The following is a 24,694-nucleotide window of genomic DNA, read 5'->3' as shown; positions in this document are numbered from 1 at the left end:
CGGTGAAAGGATCCTGTCCGTGATGCCGTTCGAGTCTTCGGTACAAATAGCCGAGGCGTCCTTCACAGCGAGACGCATGTCGATCACGGCAGTGCCAGGGCGGTTGTTCGCATAGGGTCATGCTCATCGAAAAATCCTTTGAAGCAGAAGTTGCACGTGCGGGCCACACACCCTCCGTGAGAACCATGGCGACGGTTGCGCCGTCGATCCCCGACATGTTTACGGGCGAGAAACGCCGCACCAATACTTGACAAAGACGCGCTGATGTAGACGATCGACAAGCCGGCAAGCTTGTTGACCGTGGCAAGCAAGATCAAGCCAACCTGGTAGGACCTTGAGAGTGCGGTAACAACCATGAGAAGATTGAAGAACCCGGGGATGCAGGCAATCTCCCCGTATGTCCGCCACGGGATCAAGAACGGACCCATGAAAGAGAGCACCGTCGCGCCGCCTGACGAAGCCACGGTGCCGCAGCAATATAGTTCGCGCATGGTCTCGTCGGCCTTATCTCCGTATTGCCTGGAAAATTCCGGCCAGAGCACTCGACTGAGCATGTTGATGAACTGAACTGAAAGGCGATTCTCGACAGCGTGCGATAAGCGTTGACACGGCGAGCACACGCGTTCCAAGCACGGCTCCGGCCAGGATCACCATCCCCGGGATGCTGGGCGCGTTTTCCGCCGGCAACACCACGAAGGACAAGTCCGGAGCAACCATGCTGACTAGTTCGGCTGTGCTCGCACCATTGAAACTCAACGAACTCAACCACTACAGCGGGTAGCGGTCACATTGGTGAAACACTGCTTCGAACCGTCCCGTGTCAATACCACTACTGAGCGCTAGCGCAAGGTCGCGCCCTTGCAAACACTCGCGTTCACACCATTCGAATCCTTTGGGCTCGTTTGACGCTTCCGATAATACGCACCCGAATTAATGACGCAATCGGCTTGACCGATGCGGACAAGATGTTGGCGCGTGAGGAACAGCCGCTGCCATTTGTCATCTCAATGGCAAGTCCTCACGGTCAACTTTGATTCGTCATGCTTAATCATTTACGACACCTGCCCAGCGAAAATCCTGAGCTGCCCACAGCGAAAACGTAATCGCCGATGCCGCCTATAAGGGAGTTCTCGATCTGACCAACATCGGTGGGCCACGGACCACTCTTGATATCGATGGACTGGATATCGGGCGAGGACGCTTCGATAAACAAGTTACGCCAGGCGCAGCGGTGCGACGCGACTACCAACCCGGCACCTAACACTCATGCTGCGTTCGATGCTTCGCCTGTACGGTCTTCGGGACATCACCGGGGTCTGTGACGATGAGATGTGGACGTGAAACGTTTGCGTCGGGCATGGACTGGTTTGCACTGTCGCGTACTTTGTCTGCCTGATGACCCATCCGACAAGTCGCAGCTTTCCTATGGCGTCTCTTGCGACAAGTTCGGCATCCCGATCTTTTGCGTGTGCCCTGACATTTCACGTAAATTTCAATATTTCTAAGTTCATATCCTTATCTCTTCGCGAATCATATTAAGATTATGTGTCAAAGTCTGAGCAATAATTGGGTTATCCGCCGCTAAAAATTGTTGTCAAAATCTATTCACTTGCTTAGACAGAATTTTAAAGATGTATTATCAACACTAATGTCAGGTTGCTCGGGACTTGCAGCGTTGCCGTCTTTCGTTTGGCGGCGCAGTTGTCCGAACATCGTCGCATCGAACTATCTCAGCGGAACGTCCCAAAGTGTGGATTCGAGGGCGCTTCGCGCTTCCGTAGTGATCGTATGAAACGCAGCAGTGAGAGCGTTGCGGTCCTGACGGCAAGGCTCTTCCGCCATCTGGCACCGGTCGCAGAATCTTGCGGAGCCTAAATGAGTCATCACGAACACCCATATCGTCGGCTCCAGGCACGCCTGGCAGCCGTTGAAAAAACGCCCTCCACGGGGCCACGATGTTGTCGAAGATTGCAATGCGGAGACCAAAGTTTAATTGAGTGTTCGATAGCGCACAGTTGAAAACCAATAAATAGGATCGCCGTTTTTGAAGCCGGATTTGACAACTGCTATCAATTTCCAAATAGCAGTCGCATCGACGACTTCTACATGACGCTTTACCTTGGCGGCAAGCCCTTATTATTTCTTTTATTACCTTGCATCAATTGCAAAGTCGGTGCGGAAAGTCTCCACCGACGCAATGGAAAGCAATCCTGTCAGGAGGCTGTATGGGCGACGCTGAACGCAATCTGTACCTGCTGGGCCTCGGCGAGAGCTGGCAAGACCACAACTGTAACGTTGCGGCCACGCAAGTCGGCATCGTGTTCTTCCAGGACTTGGCACATGGCGCTTCGGGCAGCGTGCCGAATACGATCACTGGCGTGTTGCATGTGATCAACGAGATGCCGTCGCCAGAGGGTGCAGATGGTCGTATCTATAACGTACGACTGGTACTTGCACCTCGAGCCGGTCCGCACCCTGCGTCCGTCACGCAGTACGGCGTGGAACAACGTAAAGCGCTGGCAAGCGTATCGCCGTTCGCCGGCACCCATTCCAGTTCCGCGGTGGCTCAACCGTGGACATCACGCGTCCAGTTGAATGGCCGTGCCGGGCAGGTTCATCTTGAGTCCCCCATTCCCGGGTCAAGGGGCAGTGGGAAGATTCATGCTTCTGCAGAGTGGCTGACGAAGAACTGCGAGCGCCTGATCTCCGTAGCCGATGCCGCTCAGGCCGTAGCAATGAGCAAGCGCAACTTCCTGCGGCGGTTCCGTGAGGAGATGGGCATGACGCCGTCTGAGTACTTGCTGTGCGCCCGGTTACATCGTACCTGTCAGTTGCTGAGGGAAAGTGACCTGCCGATCGACAAGATCGCCCGTCGCAGTGGCATGGGCAGTGGTGCGCGGCTAGCCAAGGTTTTTCGTAAGCGACTCAACATGTCGCCAACGGCCTTCCGCACGCGTGTACGTCTTGAAGCCGCCTGAGTGCCTGCGAGCGCGTACCGTGATGAAAGCGCCAAAGTAGCGCATCGAGCGCTGCGAATCGAACCACCATGTTCGCGGATTGGCGGAAGCGGAGAGGCATGTCACTCATCGCAGCGATGACCTCGGATACCCGCGCGCTTCCCGGCACTGGTGCAGCGGCCGGGAACAGCGACTATTTCGCCTACAGCGATGCGACCTGGATAGCAGGGGTCCCTGATCGAACGCGCGATACCCCTCGCATTTTTCTCTACCCGGAACGATTTTTGCTGGTGGTCTGTTGATATGACTTAAAGATAGCCCGGGTTATGCCGCCTCTCCAAACCGGGCACGTCGTATCCAACAGCCACGGAGGTCATGTGGACGAGAAAGTGCGGCAACTGATGGCGCAAATAAACGTACTGGAAGATGAACTGAGAGCCGTTTTGCATCGGGCTGAAGTGCCATTGTTCTACCACCTTGACGGTAAGCGGATCAAATTCGACCACACCGTCAGGGAAGCACACCGGCGATCGAAGACGGGACTGCTGCGCTGGCTCGTCAAGAGCCGTCCGCCCACCGTCGCGGTCGCGCCGGTCATCTATGGACTGATCTTGCCGTTGTTGTTCCTCGACCTCGGCTTGACGGTGTATCAAGCCATCTGCTTTCCCGTGTACAGGATCAACAAGGTCAAGCGTTCGGACTACATCGTGATGGACCGGTGGCACCTGAGCTACCTGAACTTCATGGAGAAGTTCAATTGCGCGTACTGCGCGTATGCCAACGGCCTGCTTGCTTATGGAACCGAGATTGCCGCGCGTACCGAGCAATACTGGTGTCCCATCAAGCATGCTCGCAAAATACTGGGCGCCCCAGCGCGGGTTCAAGGGTTTCTTGCCTACGGCGATGGCGAAAATTACCAGCAGCGCTTGTCCGGGTTCCGCAACGCGCTGGCCGCGGATACCACCACACAGGATGCCCCGAGCGATCCTCCTCCACCATGAGCTTTGCGGGCCGTCACGAACAAGATGTTTAGCGCTCGCCCGGCTGGTGCGCTCACTTTTTTATTGCCGGTGCTGCGTGCTCTCTCCAGTGCGTTCCAGCGTAGCCACTCTGCTGCGCCGCAAGCGAGTACGACTTAGCGTTGGTTGTGGACAGGATCGTCAAGACCGGCTTGATTGATCAGCAGGCCCACATCGATTGCCGATCACGCCGAGGCGGGAAAGAAGCCGAGATAATCGAACGCCGGTGCATCTGCCTTCACGTAGTGGACACCTGTTGCGCCTATCGACGCAAGTGTGTCCACCGTTTCGCGCCGGTTCGATACGACCTTCCACTGCAGTGTGTCGTCGCTCTCATCACCCTGCTCACGAGCACGTTCCAACGCGGCTATCGCCAAGGCAACAGGCGGTGAATAAATCACCAGGCCCTCGTTAGCCAGTGCAGCAGCATCGATTTCCAGATTCGCGCATGCGCGCGCTTTAATGCCGGCGTCGCTAACATCCGCCGCCCGCGATTTTGCAATCAGGGCGAAGGTCCCGGCGTCTACTACCTGCTGCGCCCTCATCAGCAGCGGCTTGTCTGCCGACCACGCTTCCGGCGGACATTCCTTTTGCTCCGGCTTCAATTCGATGAACGGGTTGATTTCCGCAGGATAGATCCGGCAGACAGTCGGGCGCTGCTCGTACACGCCACAACTCATATTCGCTTGCAAATGCGGACACGCGCCCTCGAACGACGCGGCCAGAACCACCACGACCCGGACCGGCATGTCGCCGCTCGACGCGGCGAACGACCGGCGCCGCTTATGCTGCGCCTGCAGATTATCCGCCGCGGGTTCCTCGGGCCACGGAACAGCGTCGCAGAGAAACTGGACATCGCCGCCGCGCGCAAGCCATACCAGTGCTTCGTCAACGCTCAGCGGTAGCTTGAGATCGTGGCAGCACTTGCCGCACATCGTGCACTCAAAGTTGATATCCATCTCTTGACGCTTTTATTAGAAAGGCATTTGTAAAAAAAGTCGGACGCTGACGCGATGCCGGATGATAACGGGGGACCCACATGCTAGTTCGGCGACTTCACGCAGCGGGTTACATAACCCCGAGTTTTTTTTAGGCGATGGCAGAAGGATTGATCGTTGGTGCGGCTTTATCGATTGAGGCGGGCTTGCGTCAAGCGAAGTCGACACCGCAGTTGCGGCCGGCAGGCAAGAAAAGATTCCCTCCTGCGCTGCCTTAAGCTTAAGCATTAGGCTTAGTGCAGACTTAGCGTCGATCACGCCATCCAATGCGTGATCACCTGAAGAGATCGCCTGGTTTGCCCAGCGGGTTCGCCTAACGTCAAGCAGCTCCCGTTACGATTATTCGCAACTTAGAAAATATCTATTCGTTTGACCGGCATTTATCTGAAGCTGAAGTTTGATTACCTTTAGCGTGCAGCGGAGTGATGGCTTCGTTGCGCTCTTCTAAACAACCATCCCCGTTGAGATAAACATTTTCACCCGTGGGGGAAAATCCTCCCCCTGCCTCCACGGCCAGCTCCGGATTTGCCCAAGAGATCCGGGGCTTTTTTACATTTTTTCAAGCACGATAAATGCAAAGAACATGACGACCGCTGCGTAAGACAAAGTGCCGGCTAAACCGGCTACGCAGTCAATTTGACATTGGAGGAGACATGAACAAGCTCAAGGCCGTTGCGCTGGCATCCCTGCTGGCAGCCGGCGCAGGGAGCGCACGCGCTCAAAGCAGTGTGACACTGTATGGGCGTATAGACGCTGGCGTGGAGTATATGACGGGCGTACCCACAGGACAGAACCCCGTGACGGGAGCATCGACGGGTAGCAGTCACCGCTTCAAGGCGGAAAGCGGAGATTGGGGAACGAGTCTCTGGGGCATAAAGGGCGTCGAGGATATTGGTGGAGGCAACAAGGTCGTATTCCACCTCGAAGGCGCATTCAACACCATGACCGGGCAAGGCCCCTCAAACAACGGCTTGTTCGACCGGTATGCCACGGTGGGAATTGCCAATGACCGCTTTGGTACGGTGCTGCTTGGCAAAGAGCTTTTCCTGTCAAACGGTGTCTGGGACTTCGACCCCTTTGGCCAAAGCAACTGGTCATCCGCGTCACTGGTTCGCGGCCGGAACTGGAATCACACAAGCAACAACATCTCGTACCAGTCGCCTACCTTCGCGGGTTTTGACGTCAGCGGGCAATACGCGCTGTCTAACGCGACCAACTGGAACGGCAATGGCTCTACCGGACAAGGCCGCGCGGACGCGATCCAGTTGACCTACACGCAGCCTGTTTTCCAGATCCGCGCGATCTACGACGAATGGCGCGACGCCGCTAATGGAACACTGGACGACGTATTCAATTTCTCCCGCGAATACTTCGGCGGCGTTAATGTGTTCTTGGGGAAATTCAAGATCCAGGCGGTCTATCAGCAATCGCATTCGAGTTCAGGCGCCAAGTCCGGCGGCATCACGACCACGCAGCAAGAATGGGGCGGCGTGACATGGCAAGCCACGCCTGCGGCCGCACTTATAGGCGCGGTGTATCACGTCAATGCAAACAATGGCGGCGGGAATGCGACCATCTATACGATCGGTGGCACCTACAACCTGACCAAACGTACATTGCTCGACTTCCAGATTGCGACCGCACGGAACAGCGCTCATGCAAACTTCGGCTTGAACGCCAACGCCTTTGGCGACTCGACCAGCACCGACAATCCGCTTCCAGGCCATAGTCAGTCGGGTGCGTACGCCGGGATTCAGCATCTTTTCTAAGCTTGCGGATGGCCACTCTCCAGTAATCGGCTAAGGGATGTAGGTCGGTTTTTCGCTCGCACCGGTGGACGGGTTTTGGGGCTGCCGGTGTGAGTGGTGTTGGGTTGGTGCCCCCCGACTACTAACCACAGATTCGTGTACGATCCGGTTTTAAATCCGCCTGGTTTGCCATGCTCGCGCTAAAGCTGACGCTGGTCCCGTTCTTCCTTCTCGTTGTTTCGATGTCGGGTAAATGGTGGGGTCCCGCCATCGCCGGCTGGCTTGCCGGATTGCCCTTTGTTGCCGGGCCGATCCTGTTCCTTCTGGTCCTGGACCACGGACCGGTTTTCGGAGCACACGCGGCTACCTTGTCGCTGTCCGCCATACTGGCCTCCGAGGCGTTCAACTTCGCTTATGCATGGACTTGCCGATCCCGGCAATGGCCATTCGCCCTGGCGGCTGGATTGGGAGGCTGGCTTGTCGCAGCCATAGGACTGGCTTCAATGCCGGCGTCGCCGGCGTGGGCCATCGTGGCTGCGCTTATTGCTGTCGCGTTTGGACAAACGTTTCTTCCCCGCAGCAATGCCGTTGCCAGGATTGCAGCGCTTAGCCGTAACGATCTCCTTGGACGCATGTTTGCCGGTGCGGCGCTAACAGTCGCAGTCACCACGCTGTCGTCTGCGCTAGGCGCGAAATGGAGCGGGCTTCTCGCGGTGTTTCCGTTACTGGGGATCGTGCTTTCTGTCTCTTCTCACCGAGCGCACGGCCCCGACTTCGTGGTGTCGCTTTTGCGAGGCATGGTCCTCGGCCGGTTCTCATTCGCCGCTTTCTGTCTCTGCCTCATCTTTACGCTGCCCAGACAAGCGACTCTTTTAGCATTCGTCGAAGCAGCAGTCCTGGCAATGACAGTGCAATGGACCACTAAGCGCCTGGCGCACGCACAACATGCGCTTAACGCAAAGGCGCTTACAGTCCCTGCATCACGAGAATGAGCGGCGAAGAAGCCCTCGCTGCGAATGGTTAGCTATGTTTTTGCAATAGACAAACGCCATCGCTCATCTCATGGAAAACCCCGGTCTGTTTCATCGTCCTAGGACATCGGTTTGCGATCACACTGGACGGTATCTTGAATCGGCAGTAGCACTCGATGCATCCACTGCCCGCAATTCCGGATGAAGACAATGAGCTACGCACAGCCATCGGCAAGACATACAGCTCGACACAACCCACGCAATCTCCTGCGGCGGGTTATCGCTGCGGGTCCGGGTGTGAGGGTTCGCTTGGCGATCGATGGCAGCGGACGCTGGCAAGCGGTCATTTCAGGAGGAAAGTTCCATCATGCGTATCGGTCTGCCGAAAGAAATCAAGAACCACGAATATCGGGTCGGGCTGACGCCTGCGGGCGTTCGCGAACTGGTGTCTCACGGGCATGAGGTTGTCGTCCAGACAGCGGCGGGCGCGGAGATCGGTTTGTCGGACGATGCCTACAAGGCTGCGGGCGCCACTGTGGTCGACACGCCGCAAGAGGTCTTTGCGGGCGCCGAGATGATCATCAAGGTCAAGGAACCGCAGCCCGCCGAATGCGCGATGTTGCGCGCGGGCCAGATCCTCTACACGTACCTGCATTTGGCGCCGGACCCGGCGCAGACGCGAGCCTTGATCGACTCCAAGGCGGTCTGTATTGCTTACGAAACGATCACCGGCCCGGGTGGCGGCTTGCCGTTGCTTGCGCCGATGAGCGAGGTCGCGGGTCGCATGTCGATCCAGGCTGGCGCGGCGCATCTGGAAAAATCGAAGGGAGGAATGGCCTTGCTGCTCGGCGGTGTTCCCGGTGTGGCGCCCGCACACGTGGTGATCATCGGCGCCGGCGTGGTCGGGACGAACGCGTTGCAGATCGCGGTGGGCATGGGCGCGCGTGTCACGATCATCGACAAGAACCTCGATCGTCTGCGCGCACTGGATCTGATCTATGGCAACCGCGTCACCACGCTATGCTCGAACGCGCAGACGATCGAGGACTCGGCGCTCGCTGCCGATCTTCTGATTGGCGGTGTGCTCATCCCCGGTGCCGCCGCGCCGAAGCTCGTTACCCGCGACATGATTTCGCATATGAAGCCAGGCGCCGTTGTTGTCGATGTCGCAATCGATCAGGGTGGCTGCTTCGCGACCTCGCGGCCCACGACCCATACAGATCCGACTTTCGTCGTGGACAATGTCGTGCACTACTGCGTTGCCAACATGCCGGGTGCAGTTGCGCGAACATCGACGTTCGCACTCACGAACGCGACTATCGGTCATGCCTTGGCGATCGCGGATAAAGGCTGGCGGCGTGCGCTGTCGCAGGATCCCCATTTGCGGGCCGGCTTGAACGTGTGCGAGGGACAGGTCACTTACAAGGCCGTCGCACGTGCCCTCGGTTATAGCTACGTGCCGGCCGAAAGTGTGCTTGCGTAACGTACGCAATACATAAACGAATGCCTCGCGTTTGACCGCGAGGCATTCGTTGTCTTGTTGACGCGCCGCTTCCGTCAGCGGCGCGTCAAGCAGCCAGAGTGTTACTGACCCATGTACCCGACCGGCACCGTTGCGTTGGCCTTGGCGACCGTCGCATTACTCGAGACGATGTATTGCGGCACCTCGGTGAGTGTCAGCGTTACTTTCCCGTTGGTATAGGGAAGCGTGCTGACGTTGCCGTAACCATCGATCTTCGTCACGTTGCCCGACGTGCCGGCAGTGTCCACCTGAAGCGAGTAGCTGGTCGAGTAGGTCTGGCTATAGAGCCCCCCCGATGCCGGCCACTGCGCATTGCTGTGTGCCCACGCGGCCGTCACCACCTTGCCGTTACCGAGCTGCTGGAACGCATAGGCGAATGTTCCGGCGGGAGCACCCGTTACGCGGCCAAGCGTATTGGTGCCGTCAAGCGCCCGGGTCATCGTGGCGAACGCAAGTGCTTCAGGCTTTGGTGACAGGTTCGATGCACCGAACGCACCCTGAGCATCGTTCAGGTCGAAGAACGTGCCGTAGCCAGTCTCGCCGGGATAGTCCGAACCGTAGAAAAGCGTGGTCACCTGCGCGCCGCCACCGATCATGATGATGTGGGAGCGCACGCCGACGGCAGCTTGAGCAAACAACTGATTCTGCGACGGCGACGTAGGTCCGTAGTTGATGCCCGGATCGTAGCTGGTACCCGCCTCGGTGGCGAACAACTTCATGTTCGGCTTGCCGGCTTGCATCATGGCACGCAACTGAATCAACTGGTTGTCGAGCGCATTGGCCTGATTTGCCGGGTCCGGGTCCGAGTCCTGCAATTCAGGCGGGTGGGCCGGATAGGTACCGGCATTCCAGTAACCGTGCGTCGCTACCGCGTCGATGTAGTTCCACAAGCCGAGCGCGCCGTAGGTCTGCAGGTAGCCCGTCGAGCAAGCAGTGGTGCAATTGGCCGGGAAGGGGTTGGCAGGGCCCATCACGATGGCGTTCGGATCGGTCGAGTGCAAGCCCTGATAAGCGGCCTTGTACATCGCGACGAAATTCGTCGCGCTGTCCGCCCATCCGTTGCTTGGCTCCCAGGTCACCTGGTAGTAGTTGTTCTTCTGGTTCGGATAATTGGCGGCACGGATCAGGCTCGTGTCGGTACCCACCCTACCCATGAAGTTCTGGAATTCAGTCATGTTCGACGGCGCATAGAAGCTGTCGTTGAACTGACCTGTCTTCGAATCCCATGCCGGCAGTCCGTCAAGACGCACAATGCGCATCTGGTCAGGATTGGACTTGTAGAACGGGTCCAGGTCGCTAACGCTCGGCGTATAGGTGTTGGGGCCGTTCGGCTCCATGGCCGACACTTCGCGGTCGTCGATGGTCCAGGAAATTCCCAGAGCGTGCAACGCGGCGATGTTGCCGTTGAAACCCTGCATGCCGAACCGATGCTGGTCCTGGTGCGCATACGTCACCGTGCCGAGGACAGGTGACAGGTTGGGCAACACACCGAACGTTGCGATACCCGTCGGGCGCGTGCCCATGTTCGGCAACGTGCCGCCGTTGGATCGCAACGTGGCAGTGATCGCGCCGTAGCCGGACCATGTCGACGTGCATGACATCGTGCTGGTCTGCACACCGGACTTCACGGCGAAGCTACCCTGCGTCTTGATCGCGCCGTTCGCGTCGGCAACCGACCAGATGACAGTGTCCGCGCCTGGCGCGTTGGTCGTGACCGCTACTTTGAACGGTGTGTTATTCGCGAAGATGCGCGTGCCGTCGGTTGTCAGCGTGTCGGCGCTGATCAATCCATTGGCCGTGCCGCCTGACGCTTGTGTCGGCGAGCCGCATGAGATGGCCGAGGTCGGCGTGGCGGTGGTCGGCGTCGTGGTGGTTGGCGTCGTCGTGGTCGGCGTCGTCGTGGTTGGCGTCGTCGTGGTCGGCGTCGTCGTGGTCGGCGTCGTCGTGGTCGGCGTCGTCGTGGTCGGCGTCGTCGTGGTTGGCGTCGTCGTGACGGGGGTCGTTGTCACCGGCGTGGTGGTGGACGCCAGGCTGACCCAGCACGATTTTCCGTAACCGAATGCCGGATCGGTCTGCGAGACAGCGCCTACATAACAGCCGACCCCGTTCGTGAAGCTGCTCGGGCTCGTCAGCATGGTGGTCGGCGAGTTAGGCGGAACTGAGCCGAACACCACGGATCCCTTGCCGGAAAACGTACAGTTATCGTTCTCACTCCCGCAGAACGTGTATTTCACGCCGCTAACAGTGATCGTGCTGCTTTGCGCCTGGGCATTGCCGACGCCGAAGACAGCGAGCATCGTTGCAACCGAAATCGGAAGTAGTCTTAAATGTTTCATCATCGTCCGTGTTGTGCTGATACAAGAGTTTTCCCCGAGGATCATCAAGATCGACCGAAGTCGTCCCGCGTTCGCGCTTTTTGTAGAGCAGAGAGATTTGACCCGGGGATGGTGCTGATCGCTATCGTGCTGCAGGAACGGCGCCCTCCGACATGCCAATGCCGGACGTACCTTTGACTCCGCGGATTCCCGGCTAACCCAGACTCTCGTGTATGGAGAACCGGCTAAATTACAGGAAATAACCTTTCATATAATCTGTCATCCTAATTAATACCGAATTCATGCCGCCCGACATGCTGCGGTCACAAAGACAAGATCCATGGGACTTACCGCGCTGAGACGCTTGCTCGAAATCCGGCCAGGCAACAACGTCCTGCTGTCACGCGTACGACTACAGCCGGGCCGCGAGCGCGGTCATCCGACGCCCAGAGGTTTCATGAAACCTTCACGGGACGGTTGTCAGCATGACGCATGCCATATTGCCGGGAGTGCAGCGATCGTTCATTTCATGCCAGTAGTTTGCATACCTATTTATATGATCAGTAAAATCATTTCCATATACGCAAAAGCCGGCAGAGTTCTGGCCGATCAGCGCAACCTTGATACTTATCCGAGCCTTGACCGATTGCTCCGCCGTCGCCCCTGGAGATATGGTTCATGGCCGTTCACAGCGCTACTAGCGCGGCCTGACCGGAGACGTCGCGTCGTCGGGACAACTTGTCGATCAAAGCAGGCTGTCTCAATGCTGCGTCGCCATAACCACCAGCCAAGTGTTCGCGCAAAACAACCGCCTCGAACCAATGTTCAATTCCACGTCACGCAAATGTTCCCGATGCAGAAGAAGTCTCGCGACGGACTGGTATTAGTTACAGACTGCTTTGATGGACGAATTATATTCGCAAAAAAACGTTTCATTCGTGTAACGTTGGAAAAGACTTAGAAATAAGTAATAGTTCCTCACACGATATGCGACGAAAGCCTCTTATCCCATAATGAGCCGAAATGTGGAATTTTGTCCTCAAATAACTGCGCGAAAACGAATAATTACTTATTTAACCAATCGGAATCGTATGATGTTACCTTTTGTTAATATTATTGGTAAATATAACCGACTCATTTTGTCTGATTAATTTTTTAGAGGCGATTAATGTGGTCACTTAATCTGTGAACGAAAGAATTCTTACTATTTTCTTTCAGACAAACATTATTGGAAGAAGACTTTGAAATGAAACAAAGGCCCGTTTTGCTGCACTGCGCAAGCGGTCGTTTGCCGGCCGGCTTATCGTGCTTTCATCTTCTGCTGCAGCAATGTTTTTATCTCTGGCCACTCGGAATCGATGATGCTGAACCGGACCGAGTTGCGCTTGCGGCCGTCGGGCATGATGCGCTCGTGCCGGACGATCCCTTCCTGCTTCGCGCCAATGCGCAAGATCGCCGCTCTCGACTTTTCGTTTAGTTCGTCAGTGGTGAATTGAACGCGTACGGCGTTCATGGATTCGAACGCATGAGTCAGAAGAAGGTACTTCGCCTCAGTATTGACACCCGACCGTTGCACCGCGGCACTGAGCCACGAGTGACCGATTTCGAGCTTTCTATTAGCGCGATCAATCTTCCAGAACCGGGTGCTACCAACAATCTGCCCAGTCTCACGCTTGACAATGACGAACGGCATCACCGTTCCGGCCTGTTGTCCTGCCAGCGCAGCAGCAATGTACTGTCCGACCGTCTCGGGGCCGGGAACGACCGTCACCTTCATATTCCACAATTCACCGTCTGCCGCAGCATCGACCAGAGCCTTTTGATGAGCTTGCTCCAAGGGACGAAGTTCGATGGTGGGACCTGTCAGCGTTGGTTGGATAAAACGGGAAGCGTCGGGGATCATTGGCTGCAAGTTTGCTCTTAAGGGTCTCAATCTTAATGCAACGCCAGACAATAGACCTTCCCTGTTTAGAGCCAGCCCGCAGCCTTGAGCGTGGCCGTGCGCTACGTCCTTCGCTTGGGCGAGCAAACCAATTGACGAACGTCCTGCTCGTTACCGATAACCCTTCAAATCACGGCCGGTTTTGCGTTTTCTGCATCCAGTCCACGATGTCATCGACAACCTTTTCTTCTATTCCATAGTAGCCGTGCGGAGATAAGGAGGCACAGTCATCCCGGGAACGTTGCTCGCCTCCGCTGACGGTCAAGACTGTAGTTGGCGCATGGCGAATAGCTTGCGCGATTGACTGCGCCATCGAGGGCGGCGCGACCTTGCAACGATCATCTACGTTCGCGACAACAAGCGAAGGAACGTGCACATCTTCAGGATGTGCATCGAAAACCGTTTCGTGAGATCCACCGAGAATGGACACGGACTCGGTCAGGATCAAGCCGGCAAGCTGCGTTCCTCCTGCGTGGGACGCAGCGTTCATGGCGGCAATGGACCCTTGACTCGTACCGAGTACCCATACCGGGACATTCGCCTGCCTGTGCGCAAACTCAATGATCCTTTTCGTTAGCTCTGCGTACGCAGCGCTACTGCGCTGCCCTCGCATGGACTGGTGTTCGAGAGCGTCGACCAGAACGATGCCATAACCTCGTTCACGCCAAAGATCGTCCGAGCGCACCACAAAATTCTTCGCGTTTTTGACGTGTCCACTCTTCTCGATGTCGATCTCTCCGGTGCCCCCCGGGAACATGACGATGATGCCTTTTGTGTCGTGCCTGGCAGGGGAATATAGAACGCGCTGCAAACCTCCGCCTTGCAGAGGCAGATCTTCTACAAGGCCATCATCAGCCGACGAGTGATGCAGCGCTATTTCACGTCCCAAAACAGGGGCGCCGGAGAGACAGCAGATGGCCGCAAACGACAAGCACAACCGAAGACAACGCGGCCGATGTAGAAACATTCAACGCTCCTGACAAGCTAAGAACCCAAGTGATTTTGCCTGGCGTGGCGACTTGATGAACTAGAAACGGGCACAGGGTACAAAGCGCCGAGTGGAATGAAAAATATATTCTATCGTCGGTTGCCATACATAATGCATATATATCTGCGCACCAAAATTTGCGTCCCTTGGCGCGGGGGCCCGCGCGATTCGGGTCGCCACTGAAGTTCTCCCCTGCAGATTCGCCTGTCATATGCCTTACCGGACCTTTCGCCTATGCCGCAAGGAAAAAACATTCCGTTCCAAGTCCGAAGGAATGTGAAGGCCGGTTGTCAACTGCTTTCAGGCCCCCTCGATCGAGATGACATCAAAAAAACTCTCTCGATTTTCTCGCAAACGTTTGCAATTCCACGTGCAATAAGTCAACTGCCGCGGGGCTAACAGACCGCGTTCAACGGCTTCAGCTAACGCGATGCGACCCGATTGCACCCGTAAGATTCCCGCGAACGTTTTTTTAAATTCACCTACGATTTACGCGGATTATTACTATATATTACGACCACTACAGAACGTTTACGGACCGCCGGAAGGTCGTGAAACAGATGAAAGCACTACGAATACTGCATAGCGAGTCCTCTAGAGGCTGGGGCGGGCAGGAACACAGGACGCTCAAGGAGATGATCGTATTGCGCGCCCGTGGCCATGCCGTGGAAGTCGTCTGCCCTGAGGACGCTCGCCTCGGCGTGCGCGCCCAGGAGGAGGGTTTCACCGTCCACCACGCGCGGATGAAAGGCGGCGCAGACGTCTTGTCCATGCTGGCCGTCAAGGCATTGCTTTCGCGCCGAAAATTCGACGTGCTCAACACACATAGCGGCCACGACAGCATCGTTGCGGGAACCGCCGGCCGGCTCGCCCGCACGCCGCTGGTGGTCCGCACGCGGCACCTCGCCTTGCCTATCAGCTCGCTTGCCACCTATACGTGGATTCCGCATCGCGTCATTGCGGTGAGTCGCCACGTGCGGGAATACCTGATTTCAGCGGGAGTATCGAAGAGCCGCGTCGAAACGATCTACGACGGTATCGTCAAACCCGAAGCCCTTTCGCATTCCACGTTGCGTATGGAACTCGGGCTCGGTGCCGACGCGATCATCGCGGGCATGGTGGCCATCGTGCGCGATAAGAAGGGTCATGAGGATCTGATCGACGCAGTCCGGCCCATGCTCGCGGAACGTCCGAACCTGCATGTTGTGATGGCCGGCGACGGGCCATGGTTCGACAAGATCAAGAACATCGTCGACGGATTCGGGCTTGGCGATCGTATCCATCTGCTGGGCTTTCGCACGGACATCCCGAACGTGCTGCGGGGCTGCGATTTCTTCGTGCTGCCGACGCATCAGGAAGCACTGGGTCAGTCCTATATTGAAGCGATGGCGGCAGGCTTGCCGGTCATCGGCACGGACGTCGACGGCGTGCCTGAACTGATCACGCACAACGTGAACGGCCTGCTCGTGCCGCCGCATGACATCCCGGCCTTGCGAGCGGCCATTGGCCGCCTGATCGATAACCCGAGACTGCGCGCGCAGCTCGGCGTGGCGGGACGCCTTCTGACCGATGCCAGCTTCACGGTCGACGGCATGGCCGACGAAACCATCGACTTCTACTGGCGCGGCATTTGCGAACGGCGGCCCCAGGCGTGAGACGGCAAGCGAATACGGTTCCTGTGCTGATGTATCACCACATCAGCACCTCGCCGGGAATGATCACGGTCTCGCCCGATCACTTTGCGGCTCAGATGGCCTATCTCGCTCAAGCGGGTTACCGGACGGTGGGCGCCAATCAATTGAGCGCGTATCTGGCCGGGGCGTCGTTGCCGGCGAAGTCAGTGGTCCTGACCTTCGACGACGGTTATCTCGACAACTGGGTCCATGCCCATCCGGTGCTGCAGCGGCACGGTTTTACCGCCTTGTGCTTTCTGGTCACGAGCTGGCCGGGCGATGGAGCACCACGCGCTCACGCGCACTTAGGCGATGAACTTCCTGAGTTGCTGAATCATCACGAAGGCGAACGGGCTATCGAGAACGGGGAAGCTGATCGCGCAATCCTGCGATGGTCCGAGATTGATGCGATGCGTCACGCCGGCACCTTCGAATTTCATAGCCACACGCATAGCCATGTGCGCTGGGATAAAGTTGCGCCCAACCGCGAAGAGAAATGTGTGGCGTTGAAGCGCGACCTGCTCGCTGCACGTGCGGCACTCGAGACGCGTTTGGGCGGGGCCTCAGACCATCTTTGCTGGCCTCAAGGCTACTACGACGACGACTACCGGCGAGTTGCTCGCGAAACGGGCTTTCGGCACTTCTACACGTGCGAGATGGGTCCGAATGTTCGCGGGCAAGAGCAAGCCAGCGAACGTTCGATTTATCGGCTGGAAGTGCGTGACCGGCCGCCGTCGTGGCTTCGATCGCGATTGTGGGTGCATAGCCGGCCGGCCCTGAGCCGTGCTTATCTGGCAGTGAAGCGGTGATCGGGGATGCCGGGCCCGGAATTGCTAGAATCGCGGCTCACACGCCACATGGCTGGACCGTTCATGAAAAATTGCAGCCGCCCGCGGTTCAGGGGTCTATCGCTAATGCTCGCCATGACGACGCTCGGGTCGATACCGGCATACGCCGCTGGCGATACTGTCGAGACAATCGTCATGGTTCGACACGGGGAAAAACCCGCTGCCGGGCTCGGTCAATTGAGTTGCCAAGGTCTGAATCGTGCGCTTGCCTTGCCGCAAGTCATTAAGGGAAAGTACGGAAAACCCAACTTCATCTTCGCGCCCGATCCGGCCAAGCAAAAAAACGATAGCGGCACGAAGTACGACTATGTTCGCCCGCTAGCGACAATCGAGCCGACCGCTATTTACTTTGGTCTGCCCGTGAACGCATCGATTGGTTTTTCCAAAACCGATGATCTGCGTACGACCTTGCTGGCGCCTCAATACAAAAGCAGCCTGGTCGTTGTCGCCTGGGAACACAAGATCATTGAGGCACTCGCCCGCCAGATCGTTAGCGACGCCGGCGGCGACCCGGCAAGCGTACCCCATTGGGCGAGTGCGGATTACGACAGCATTTACGTGCTGCGCCTCACGCAAAGTGCGGACAAGATCAATGCGGCGTTTAGTGTCGAACACCAGGACCTGAACCATCGCGCCATGACGTGCCCAGGGACCTAGCGAAGCGCCAGGCCAAGCGGTGAACCAGGCGTATCGGTTCAGATATTCAGGAACGCGGCAATCGACACGCCAATTCCCGCGACGCCCGCCAAGCCCGCAAGCACGAACAACTTGCGACTGCTCGTGAGCGACGTAATAGCCGCTAGCGAAATCGCCACGTTGATTAACGCAAGCGCCTGACCGAACATGTGTTGCGGATGCTCCTTGCGCTCGGATTGCAGGTTCGCTTCCTCTACCTGCTTTTCCATATCATGAGCCTTGGCCTGGATCTCTTTCTTTCGCTGCTCGTATTTGGCGATCTGGTCGCGGTAGTACGCCTGCTTTTCCGGACCGGACAACTCGGCAGCGAGCTCCATCAGGTGTCCCTTGCTGGATTGCGCCTGATAAAGATTCCATTCGTCACTCGTTTTGCTTTGTAGCAGCACGGCGTCGTTCTTGAACAGCAAGGACTTCGTTTGCAGGACACCTTCCTCGTAGTGCAAAAGACCCGATATCGCTGCAAGAATGGCGGTAAAAACGGCCACCCATCGAGAGAGCGGATCGCCCGCATGCGCTGCATGTTCAACCGCATGCTCATGAGGGGCGTGTTCATTCGACATAGATCAGGTTTCCGCCGTTAAGACTCGTTATTCGCATAGCAAGTGGGGTTTAGTGCCGGTTCCCGCAAGACAAGGACGGGTGATAGCGATGGCTTGATGCAATCGCTTCTTACCAGGATGTCCGGGATTATCGCAGCGCTTGGCGGGAAGACAAAAAACCCGTCGGCTTTAGCGACTAAGGAATTCACTGGTATACCTGCGCGCTCCTGCAAGCCGTCAATCATGCTCGCCGAGACGAGCAAGACCGACGGCCAACCCCATAGGAACGTTACAAGCTCACTTCGGATGCTCTTCCTTCTGTGCGGGCGGATGAGCCTCCGGCCGTGGATGCGGCGGCTCCGCCCGATGCGCTTCCTGCTGAACCGGCGGACGAGCAGGCTGAGGCCTTTCTACATGCGGTACCGGCTGCGATACCGGCTGCGCGACAGGGTGCGCGTGCTGCACCGGATGTTCGTCGCCACGCGGCGCCACTTGCGGCGCGGCATGCTGTTGCTGGGCATTCGGCGCGTGCGCTTGTTGCGGTTGCGGTTGTTGCTCTTGCCGAACACCCTGGGGTTCGTTCTGGGCAAGACGCGGGGCATGTACTGCGGGCTCGTGGCCAACGTTTTCCGCCGGCGCACGCGGCGCACTATTTTGAGCGGCCAAAGGCGCACGCGGCGCGCCATTTTCAGCGGCTAAAGGCGCATGCTGTTGCATGGCTTCGGCAGCATGCGGAGCTTGCGGCGCGCGCGCTTCCTCGCGTGGCACGTTCGCTTGAATGTTCCCGGCCGGCGCGCCTTGCACTTGAACCGGACGCGCTTGCGTTCTGTTCACCAGACGATAGCCTTGCGGCGACGCAGGCGCACCTTGGTTCAACGGGCGCACGAAGGATGCAGGTACAGTCGTGCGCACGATCGGCTCACCGGCGCCTGCGATACGCCCGCCGCTGCTGGCAAAGCGTTGTGCAAGTGTGTCCCGGTATGCAGCCGGCACGACCGGCGCACGGGTAGCCACGACTTGCCGTTGTGCGGCCAGCGCGGGCGCACCGATATCGGCGGGTCGCATTCCGCCCGTGAAGCTGCCGCGTACCGGCGCGATGCCGGGCGCACCCGCCCCGACCTGCGCCCGGTCAATCTGTTGCGCCGTCAGGACGTGCGATGCCCGTGCTACCGGCTCGCCATGCACGAACGTGTTTGCGGGCACGGCCGTAATGGCGCCGGGCACTCGCTGATTGATATAGGTGTTGTGAATGTTCGTGATGTTGTTGACGATGGTCGTGTTGTGCACATTCGTGATGTTCACGTTGTTGACCCGGTTGTAATAGCTCGGGCTATAACCGGATCCCGGATGCCACGGTTCATGCGGACCCAGCGCAAACCACGCCACCCCCGCGCCCACGGCACCGCCTATCGCCAGGTCGACACCCCAGTGCGAACCACCGCCCCCTCCACCAACGAATGCCACCAGCGCCGGCGCATACACCGGCTGCGCGACCACCACCGGCCCCGGCACCCACGCCCATGCATCGTCGAGATGCGCCCAGCGACCATAGTGGAAAGGCGCGAACCCCCAGGGAGCGTCATCTATCCAGGTCCAGCCCCACGGTGCAATCCACGTCCAATGGCCCTCGTGATAAGGCGCCCATTGCGCGGACACCGCGACGGTCGGAACCCAGACCTCGCCGTAATTCGGATCACTGCGCCATGTGCCGTTCGCATCCAGATCCTCGTAACCGGGAATCTCCCGCGACACATATCGTGCGGATGCCGAAGCATCTTCCGCACGATCGCGATTCGCCACCCATTGATCGAAGCCGTCGGGACCGGGTGCCGGTCCGCCGGCCTGTTGCTGGAGATTCACGCCAGTGAACGTGATCTGCTGGCCCGCAGTCATCTGCAACGCACCGCCGGCGCCGTAAAGTGTGGCCGTGCCTCCGCGCAACGTCACCGTGGTTGAATTGCCGTCGGGCGCAACATCGACACGAAATTCACCCGGGCTCGACGCCTGCATGGCGACGTTAGGTGTATCTATTTCGATGGTCTGCCCGGCCGGCAGCGTACGGACACGCGTTGAGAGCGTGCCTTGCGTTACCTTCAACTGCAAATTCCGGTCGTCGATATTGACCATGCTCAACGCCGTCTGCTGACCCAGCCGCAGCGCCGTCGATCCAACATGCAGTTCGCCACGCGCGCCGCTGTCTACCCATAATTGATCGCCGGTCGTGAGCGGACGGTTCAGTTGAGCGTAAGACCAGTCGGTCGCACCAGCGGGCTCCATGGTCACGCTGCCGTCGAAGTAGTTAAGACGCGCGACGCGGCCTGGGGGGTCACCAGCCGTTGCAACCTGCGCTGTAGGTGACGGGACAGATTGAGCCCATCCGGGAATTGAAACCCCCGCTAACAATGCAATGGCAGAAAGTACGGCTGCATGGGTTCGGCGCAAGCTTACCTTCATGGGTGCAATCTCCGGTAGTTTTCAGTTTGTCAGGTCAAGCTTCAACCTGAGACACGCCTGTCTAACGCGGCCTTGGCACCGGTGGATGACACATTTCACATTACATACATTCGGTTTCAAACGATGGCGCAACTGTTACAGGGAATCGAAGGCTAAGTTGTGAAAGCCAGGGCTTACCTGGCATGGAGAAGTTTGATTGCTAACACCGCTCGCCCCACGTCGCATGTCATTCGAGCCGCTTAATTAATATCTGTAAGGAGCATATCAACCATCAGTCGATCTCCGGCTAAGGCTTATGCCGTGTTACATCTCTAAAGCGAAAGCGCTTGGACCGCGTAATATTTTTTACATCATTAAGATCGTCACCGCCAAGCGGAATCGAAAGGTTTGTCAGCTTCGTGTCATGAACATGCGTCGACTATGGGTGCGCTTCACTATCCAGAGAAATCGCGCGAGATCGGCTTGCTGCTCAAGCATGCAAACTGGCATCAACTACCCGTCTTTGCAATTCGACGAGTCAGCAAAACCACCCGTGCAGGCGCCAAGGCAAAGCTGGCGAACAACCACGCAGCGGCAGATTGCGCACCCGCAACACCGCCGGGACTTAGAAGCCCCGCTGCATTCGCTACCAGTCCTGCGACGGCCGCGCCTATCGCCATGCCATAGAGCTGCACGGTCGTGATTGCAGCCGAAGCGATCTCGCCCTCAGCCGGCCGCGCCAATGTCAACACGCGCGTCAGCAGATGCGGCCAGCCGATGCCCACCCCTGCGCCGACACCGGCCAGCGCGAGGCCGCATGACAGTACGCGCAGGCTTGGCGGCAACCCGGCACCAAGCGGCATCAGTACCGACAACGCAAGCAGGCTGAGCATGCACAGCGCAGGACCGGCGCGTAACAGGCGAGCTGCGCCCCGGCCCTCAAGCAGTGAACCGAGGCTCCATCCACCCGCCATTGCTGCCGTCAGGTAACCCGCTGCCAGCGGCGTATGGCCGTGCAGCGTCTGCAGAAAATAAGGCACGAAGATTTCCGTGGTGGTGCCGACCAGCAACAAGGCCACGCTCGCATAGACAGCACCAAGCGGTGTGCCGAGTGCCGTTGCGTCATGGGGTAATAACCGCACCGCCGCCCGCCGGTCCCACGCAACAGCCGCGGCTCCCAGCACCAGGCCTGCTGCAACGCCGGCTGCTTGCCAGACCAGCTCTGTTGATAAGCTGCCTGCCGCCACGGCCAGAACCGAGCTTGCAAGCAATGCGATCTGCAGACCCGGAACGCTAGCCGCGCTGTCTGCAGACGGTGCCCTGGAATGCGGCTTCAACTGCGCCGTTACCAGCAGCGCCTGCAGGACGGACAGCGGCAATAGCGTCCAGAAGGCCCAGCGCCGATGCCCCGCCTCGGCGAACAGGCCACCCACAGCCGGTCCGCAAAGCGTGGCTACGCCCCACATTCCCGATATCAGCGCCACCGCGCGCGGCCACAGCGCCGGTGCGAACACGAGCCGGATCAACGCATAACTCAAGGCGCCCAGGGTTCCGCCACCCAGACCCTGCACGCTGCGCCCGGCCAGCATCCAGGGCATGGACGTAGCGGACGCGCAAGCGGCCGAACCCAGTGCGAATACAACGAGCGCCGCGAGATAGGCGCCGCGTGGCCCGAACGCGGCCAGCACCCGCACGGACAAAGCTGCACCGACGATGGAAGCCACCTCGAACAACGTTGTATTCCAGGCGTAGAAATCGAGTCCGCCGATGTCCCGCACCACCGACGGCAACACGGTCGAGACAATATGTACGTTGACCGCGTAAAGCGCCACGCCACCAGTCAGAGCTAACGCAAGGAAGCCGTTCTTGCCCCGCAGCAAGTCGCTCCAGGCGGCGGTGCCCGGCTGACCCGCGGACAGTTGATCGGAGGCGTGGGTAGTATCGGCGGCAGGCATTGGCTTTCCTCGACAGTAAGGCCGCTAAGGCCTAATATCAAAACAATGACTTGCATATTAGGTTGATGCGTCAACTTACACAAGGATTAACTTGGATAATTCGAGTCTATCGTCGACCGCGGATCGCATCCTGTTTTTCATCAAGACGAAGGGGCCAGCCTCTACCGCGACCCTTGCGCAAGCCTTCGACATGACTCCTGAGGCCGCTCGCCAGCAGGTGCAGAAGTTGGCGGCATCGGGGTTGATCGAAGGCCAGCAGGAGGCCATAGCCGGCGTTGGGAGGCCTCGCCAGAACTGGGGGCTGACGGAGGCGGGCAACCGCAGATTTCCAGACACGCATGCGCAACTGACCGTGCAGTTGATCGGGTCGATCCGGCAACTATTCGGTGAGGACGGGATGGATCGTCTGATCGCGCAGCGCGAGGCAGATTCGCGGGCGTTCTATGCCGCGGCCCGCGCGGGCAGGACCTTGCCGGAGCGACTGAAACGGCTCGCTGCGCTACGCACCGACGAGGGTTACATGGCGCGGGTGGAACGCGACGGCCACGACTGGCTGCTGATTGAAGACCACTGCCCGATCTGCGCCGCCGCGCGCACCTGCCAGGGGTTTTGCCGCTCGGAATTGCGGTTGTTTCAAGAGGTGATCGGAGAAGACGCCACGGCAACGCGCGAGCAGCACCTTCTCGCCGGCGCCCAGCGATGTGTCTATCGCGTCGTCCCAAATCGATATGCTCAGGATCACTGATCTATCGGGGAGTAGTGGAGCTTGTTGAAAGCGGCGCAAAGAGTCGACGTTGCCAGTTCAGCCACGCTGCTGCCAGCGTCTATACCGCCGCGTCAGCCTCTGCATACGCAATTGGTCGATGACCAGACTCAGGACCGGCGAGTATTGCCGGTACGCTGCGTGTCCTGCGCCGAGCGCGCGTAAGCGGCGTTTTATCACTGCCATGCGGGCAAGCGCGGCCAAGGCCCGGTCCTTCCATGTCACCTGCGGGTCCTGTACCGTTGATTCGTCGTCCGAAAGCCAGCGCTTAGGCAAATCGGGAACGTGCGCAAAAGCTGTTGCAATGCCCACCATCGCAACCCCGCTCGCCACCACCTGTTCCGCCACTGCCCGGCGGCGAATGCCGCCCGTGGTCATGACCGGCATCCGGGCGACAGTCGCGAGTTCTTTGGCGAACTCGAGAAAATAGGCTTCGCGGGCCAGCGTCCTGCCGTCGGCGGCCTCGCCCTGCATCGCCGGGCTTTCGTAGCTGCCGCCGGATAACTCGACAAGATCGACGGGCAGTTCGTTCAACCACAGGATCACTTGCCGCGCGTCCTCCGCCGAGAAACCTCCGCGCTGGAAATCGGCGGAGTTGAGCTTCACCGCCACACAAAAATCGGGTGATACGCACGCTCGCACCGCACGCACGATATCGAGCAGCAAACGAGCACGGTTGGCGAGGCTGCCACCCCACGCATCGTCGCGACGGTTGGTGAGCGGCGATAAAAACTGGGACAGCAGATAGCCGTGTGCGGCATGAATCTCGACGCCAGTGAAACCGGCCCGCTCTGCCGCGAGCGCCGTCGCGGCGAAGCGGCCGACCGTCTCGTGAATGTCGGCTTCCGACATGGATTCCGGTTGACCGAAGAGTTTGCTGTGTTTGCCGAGATCCAGCGCAACCGCCGACGGTGCCCAGACCTTGCCGCGCATTGCAGCGCGAACCTGCCGCCCAGGATGATTTATTTGCATCCAGACCTGCGCGCCGCCCTGACGCGCCGCACGAGCCCATTCGATAAATTCGCCAAGCGGCGTGTCCGCCTCGAGCACGACACCACCGGGTCCGGTCAATGCACGTCCATCGACCATGACATTGCCCGTAATGATCAGCCCTGCGCCGCCGGTGCCCCAGGCCCGATAAAGCCCCTGGAGGGCAGCGCCGGGCAACTGCCCTGGGCCAGCCATGTTTTCTTCCATGGCGGCCTTGGCGAGACGATTTGGCACGCGGGTTCCGTTGGGCAGATCCAGTGGAGAAAATAAGGATGAAGTCATGATTACGCGCAGCCAGCAATGGAAAGTCCTTATACTAAGTTTCAAGTTAACTTGA

General features: G+C 58.5%; 20 protein-coding genes. 11 read left to right on the top strand and 9 right to left on the bottom strand.

Annotation, left to right across the window (positions count from 1 at the left end; translation table 11 throughout):
• Nucleotides 1-83: 83 nt before the first annotated feature.
• A complete protein-coding gene (locus EOS_RS24255; protein ID WP_152693170.1) occupies nt 84-629 on the bottom strand; it encodes a hypothetical protein in 546 nt (181 codons plus the stop codon).
• Nucleotides 630-2,225: 1,596 nt separating this feature from the next.
• Between EOS_RS24255 and EOS_RS49000 the strand changes: the two genes are divergently transcribed.
• The 3 genes from EOS_RS49000 to EOS_RS24240 all read left to right on the top strand — a co-directional run bounded on the left by EOS_RS49000 (nt 2,226) and on the right by EOS_RS24240 (nt 3,958).
• The gene (locus EOS_RS49000; RefSeq protein WP_053064027.1) at nt 2,226-2,978 is read left to right on the top strand and encodes a helix-turn-helix domain-containing protein; all 753 of its coding nucleotides are present in this window, start codon (nt 2,226-2,228) and stop codon (nt 2,976-2,978) included.
• A gap of 98 nt (nt 2,979-3,076) precedes the next feature.
• A complete protein-coding gene (locus tag EOS_RS24245; protein WP_152693169.1) occupies nt 3,077-3,259 on the top strand; it encodes a hypothetical protein in 183 nt (60 codons plus the stop codon).
• A gap of 75 nt (nt 3,260-3,334) precedes the next feature.
• Nucleotides 3,335-3,958, top strand: a complete 624-nt coding sequence (locus EOS_RS24240) for a hypothetical protein (RefSeq protein ID WP_047849240.1) — start codon at nt 3,335-3,337, stop codon at nt 3,956-3,958.
• Nucleotides 3,959-4,161: 203 nt separating this feature from the next.
• Here the strand turns inward: EOS_RS24240 and EOS_RS24235 are convergent, their stop codons facing one another.
• Nucleotides 4,162-4,935, bottom strand: coding sequence for a YkgJ family cysteine cluster protein (locus EOS_RS24235; protein WP_047849239.1), 774 nt, complete (start codon nt 4,933-4,935; stop codon nt 4,162-4,164).
• A gap of 692 nt (nt 4,936-5,627) precedes the next feature.
• Between EOS_RS24235 and EOS_RS24230 the strand changes: the two genes are divergently transcribed.
• The 3 genes from EOS_RS24230 to ald all read left to right on the top strand — a co-directional run bounded on the left by EOS_RS24230 (nt 5,628) and on the right by ald (nt 9,176).
• Nucleotides 5,628-6,743, top strand: coding sequence for a porin (locus EOS_RS24230; RefSeq protein ID WP_047849238.1), 1,116 nt, complete (start codon nt 5,628-5,630; stop codon nt 6,741-6,743).
• Nucleotides 6,744-6,913: 170 nt separating this feature from the next.
• Nucleotides 6,914-7,714: a hypothetical protein gene (locus EOS_RS24225; RefSeq protein WP_047849237.1), complete on the top strand. Its 801-nt coding sequence runs from the start codon at nt 6,914-6,916 to the stop codon at nt 7,712-7,714.
• 346 nt (nt 7,715-8,060) lie between these two features.
• Entirely contained in the window at nt 8,061-9,176 is a 1,116-nt protein-coding gene (gene ald, locus EOS_RS24220; RefSeq protein WP_047849316.1) for an alanine dehydrogenase, read from the top strand.
• Between the two features lie 101 nt (nt 9,177-9,277).
• Here the strand turns inward: ald and EOS_RS24215 are convergent, their stop codons facing one another.
• On the bottom strand, nt 9,278-11,350 hold the full coding sequence (locus tag EOS_RS24215; RefSeq protein ID WP_407639181.1) for a glycoside hydrolase family protein: 2,073 nt from the start codon (nt 11,348-11,350) through the stop codon (nt 9,278-9,280).
• On the opposite strand from EOS_RS24215, the gene EOS_RS48265 reads away from it, so the two are divergent.
• A complete protein-coding gene (locus EOS_RS48265) occupies nt 11,325-11,669 on the top strand; it encodes a hypothetical protein (protein WP_047849234.1) in 345 nt (114 codons plus the stop codon). The two genes, EOS_RS24215 and EOS_RS48265, sit on opposite strands and share 26 nt — an antisense overlap.
• 1,161 nt (nt 11,670-12,830) lie before the next feature.
• Here the strand turns inward: EOS_RS48265 and EOS_RS24200 are convergent.
• The gene (locus EOS_RS24200; protein ID WP_047849233.1) at nt 12,831-13,433 is read right to left on the bottom strand and encodes a GNAT family N-acetyltransferase; all 603 of its coding nucleotides are present in this window, start codon (nt 13,431-13,433) and stop codon (nt 12,831-12,833) included.
• 169 nt (nt 13,434-13,602) lie between these two features.
• Nucleotides 13,603-14,361, bottom strand: coding sequence for an alpha/beta hydrolase (locus EOS_RS24195; RefSeq protein ID WP_200908694.1), 759 nt, complete (start codon nt 14,359-14,361; stop codon nt 13,603-13,605).
• 659 nt (nt 14,362-15,020) lie between these two features.
• Here EOS_RS24195 and EOS_RS24190 point away from each other — a divergent pair.
• The 3 genes from EOS_RS24190 to EOS_RS24180 all read left to right on the top strand — a co-directional run bounded on the left by EOS_RS24190 (nt 15,021) and on the right by EOS_RS24180 (nt 17,638).
• Nucleotides 15,021-16,115, top strand: a complete 1,095-nt coding sequence (locus EOS_RS24190; RefSeq protein WP_047849232.1) for a glycosyltransferase family 4 protein — start codon at nt 15,021-15,023, stop codon at nt 16,113-16,115.
• A 29-nt stretch (nt 16,116-16,144) separates the two neighbouring features.
• Nucleotides 16,145-16,942, top strand: coding sequence for a polysaccharide deacetylase family protein (locus tag EOS_RS24185; RefSeq protein ID WP_047849231.1), 798 nt, complete (start codon nt 16,145-16,147; stop codon nt 16,940-16,942).
• Nucleotides 16,943-17,116: 174 nt separating this feature from the next.
• Nucleotides 17,117-17,638: a histidine phosphatase family protein gene (locus EOS_RS24180; protein ID WP_235442942.1), complete on the top strand. Its 522-nt coding sequence runs from the start codon at nt 17,117-17,119 to the stop codon at nt 17,636-17,638.
• A 38-nt stretch (nt 17,639-17,676) separates the two neighbouring features.
• Here EOS_RS24180 and EOS_RS24175 read toward each other — a convergent pair whose 3' ends face one another.
• From EOS_RS24175 to EOS_RS24165, 3 genes are all read right to left on the bottom strand, one after another.
• Nucleotides 17,677-18,237, bottom strand: a complete 561-nt coding sequence (locus EOS_RS24175) for a DUF4337 domain-containing protein (protein WP_047849230.1) — start codon at nt 18,235-18,237, stop codon at nt 17,677-17,679.
• Between the two features lie 276 nt (nt 18,238-18,513).
• Nucleotides 18,514-20,670, bottom strand: coding sequence for a DUF6600 domain-containing protein (locus EOS_RS24170; RefSeq protein WP_152693168.1), 2,157 nt, complete (start codon nt 20,668-20,670; stop codon nt 18,514-18,516).
• Between the two features lie 488 nt (nt 20,671-21,158).
• Nucleotides 21,159-22,604, bottom strand: a complete 1,446-nt coding sequence (locus tag EOS_RS24165; RefSeq protein WP_047849229.1) for an MFS transporter — start codon at nt 22,602-22,604, stop codon at nt 21,159-21,161.
• Between the two features lie 91 nt (nt 22,605-22,695).
• Here EOS_RS24165 and EOS_RS24160 point away from each other — a divergent pair, with 91 nt between their 5' ends.
• Nucleotides 22,696-23,349 carry a helix-turn-helix transcriptional regulator gene (locus EOS_RS24160; protein ID WP_047849228.1) on the top strand — a complete coding sequence of 218 codons (654 nt, stop codon included), beginning with the start codon at nt 22,696-22,698 and terminating at the stop codon, nt 23,347-23,349.
• A gap of 57 nt (nt 23,350-23,406) precedes the next feature.
• On the opposite strand, the gene EOS_RS24155 is transcribed toward EOS_RS24160, so the two are convergent.
• Nucleotides 23,407-24,639 carry an NADH:flavin oxidoreductase/NADH oxidase family protein gene (locus tag EOS_RS24155; protein ID WP_047849227.1) on the bottom strand — a complete coding sequence of 411 codons (1,233 nt, stop codon included), beginning with the start codon at nt 24,637-24,639 and terminating at the stop codon, nt 23,407-23,409.
• Between the last annotated feature and the right edge of the window lie 55 nt (nt 24,640-24,694).

The organism is Caballeronia mineralivorans PML1(12) (assembly GCF_001028175.1).
In the GTDB taxonomy this organism is placed as follows: domain Bacteria; phylum Pseudomonadota; class Gammaproteobacteria; order Burkholderiales; family Burkholderiaceae; genus Caballeronia; species Caballeronia mineralivorans.
This window is presented reverse-complemented; position numbering and strand designations above follow the sequence as displayed.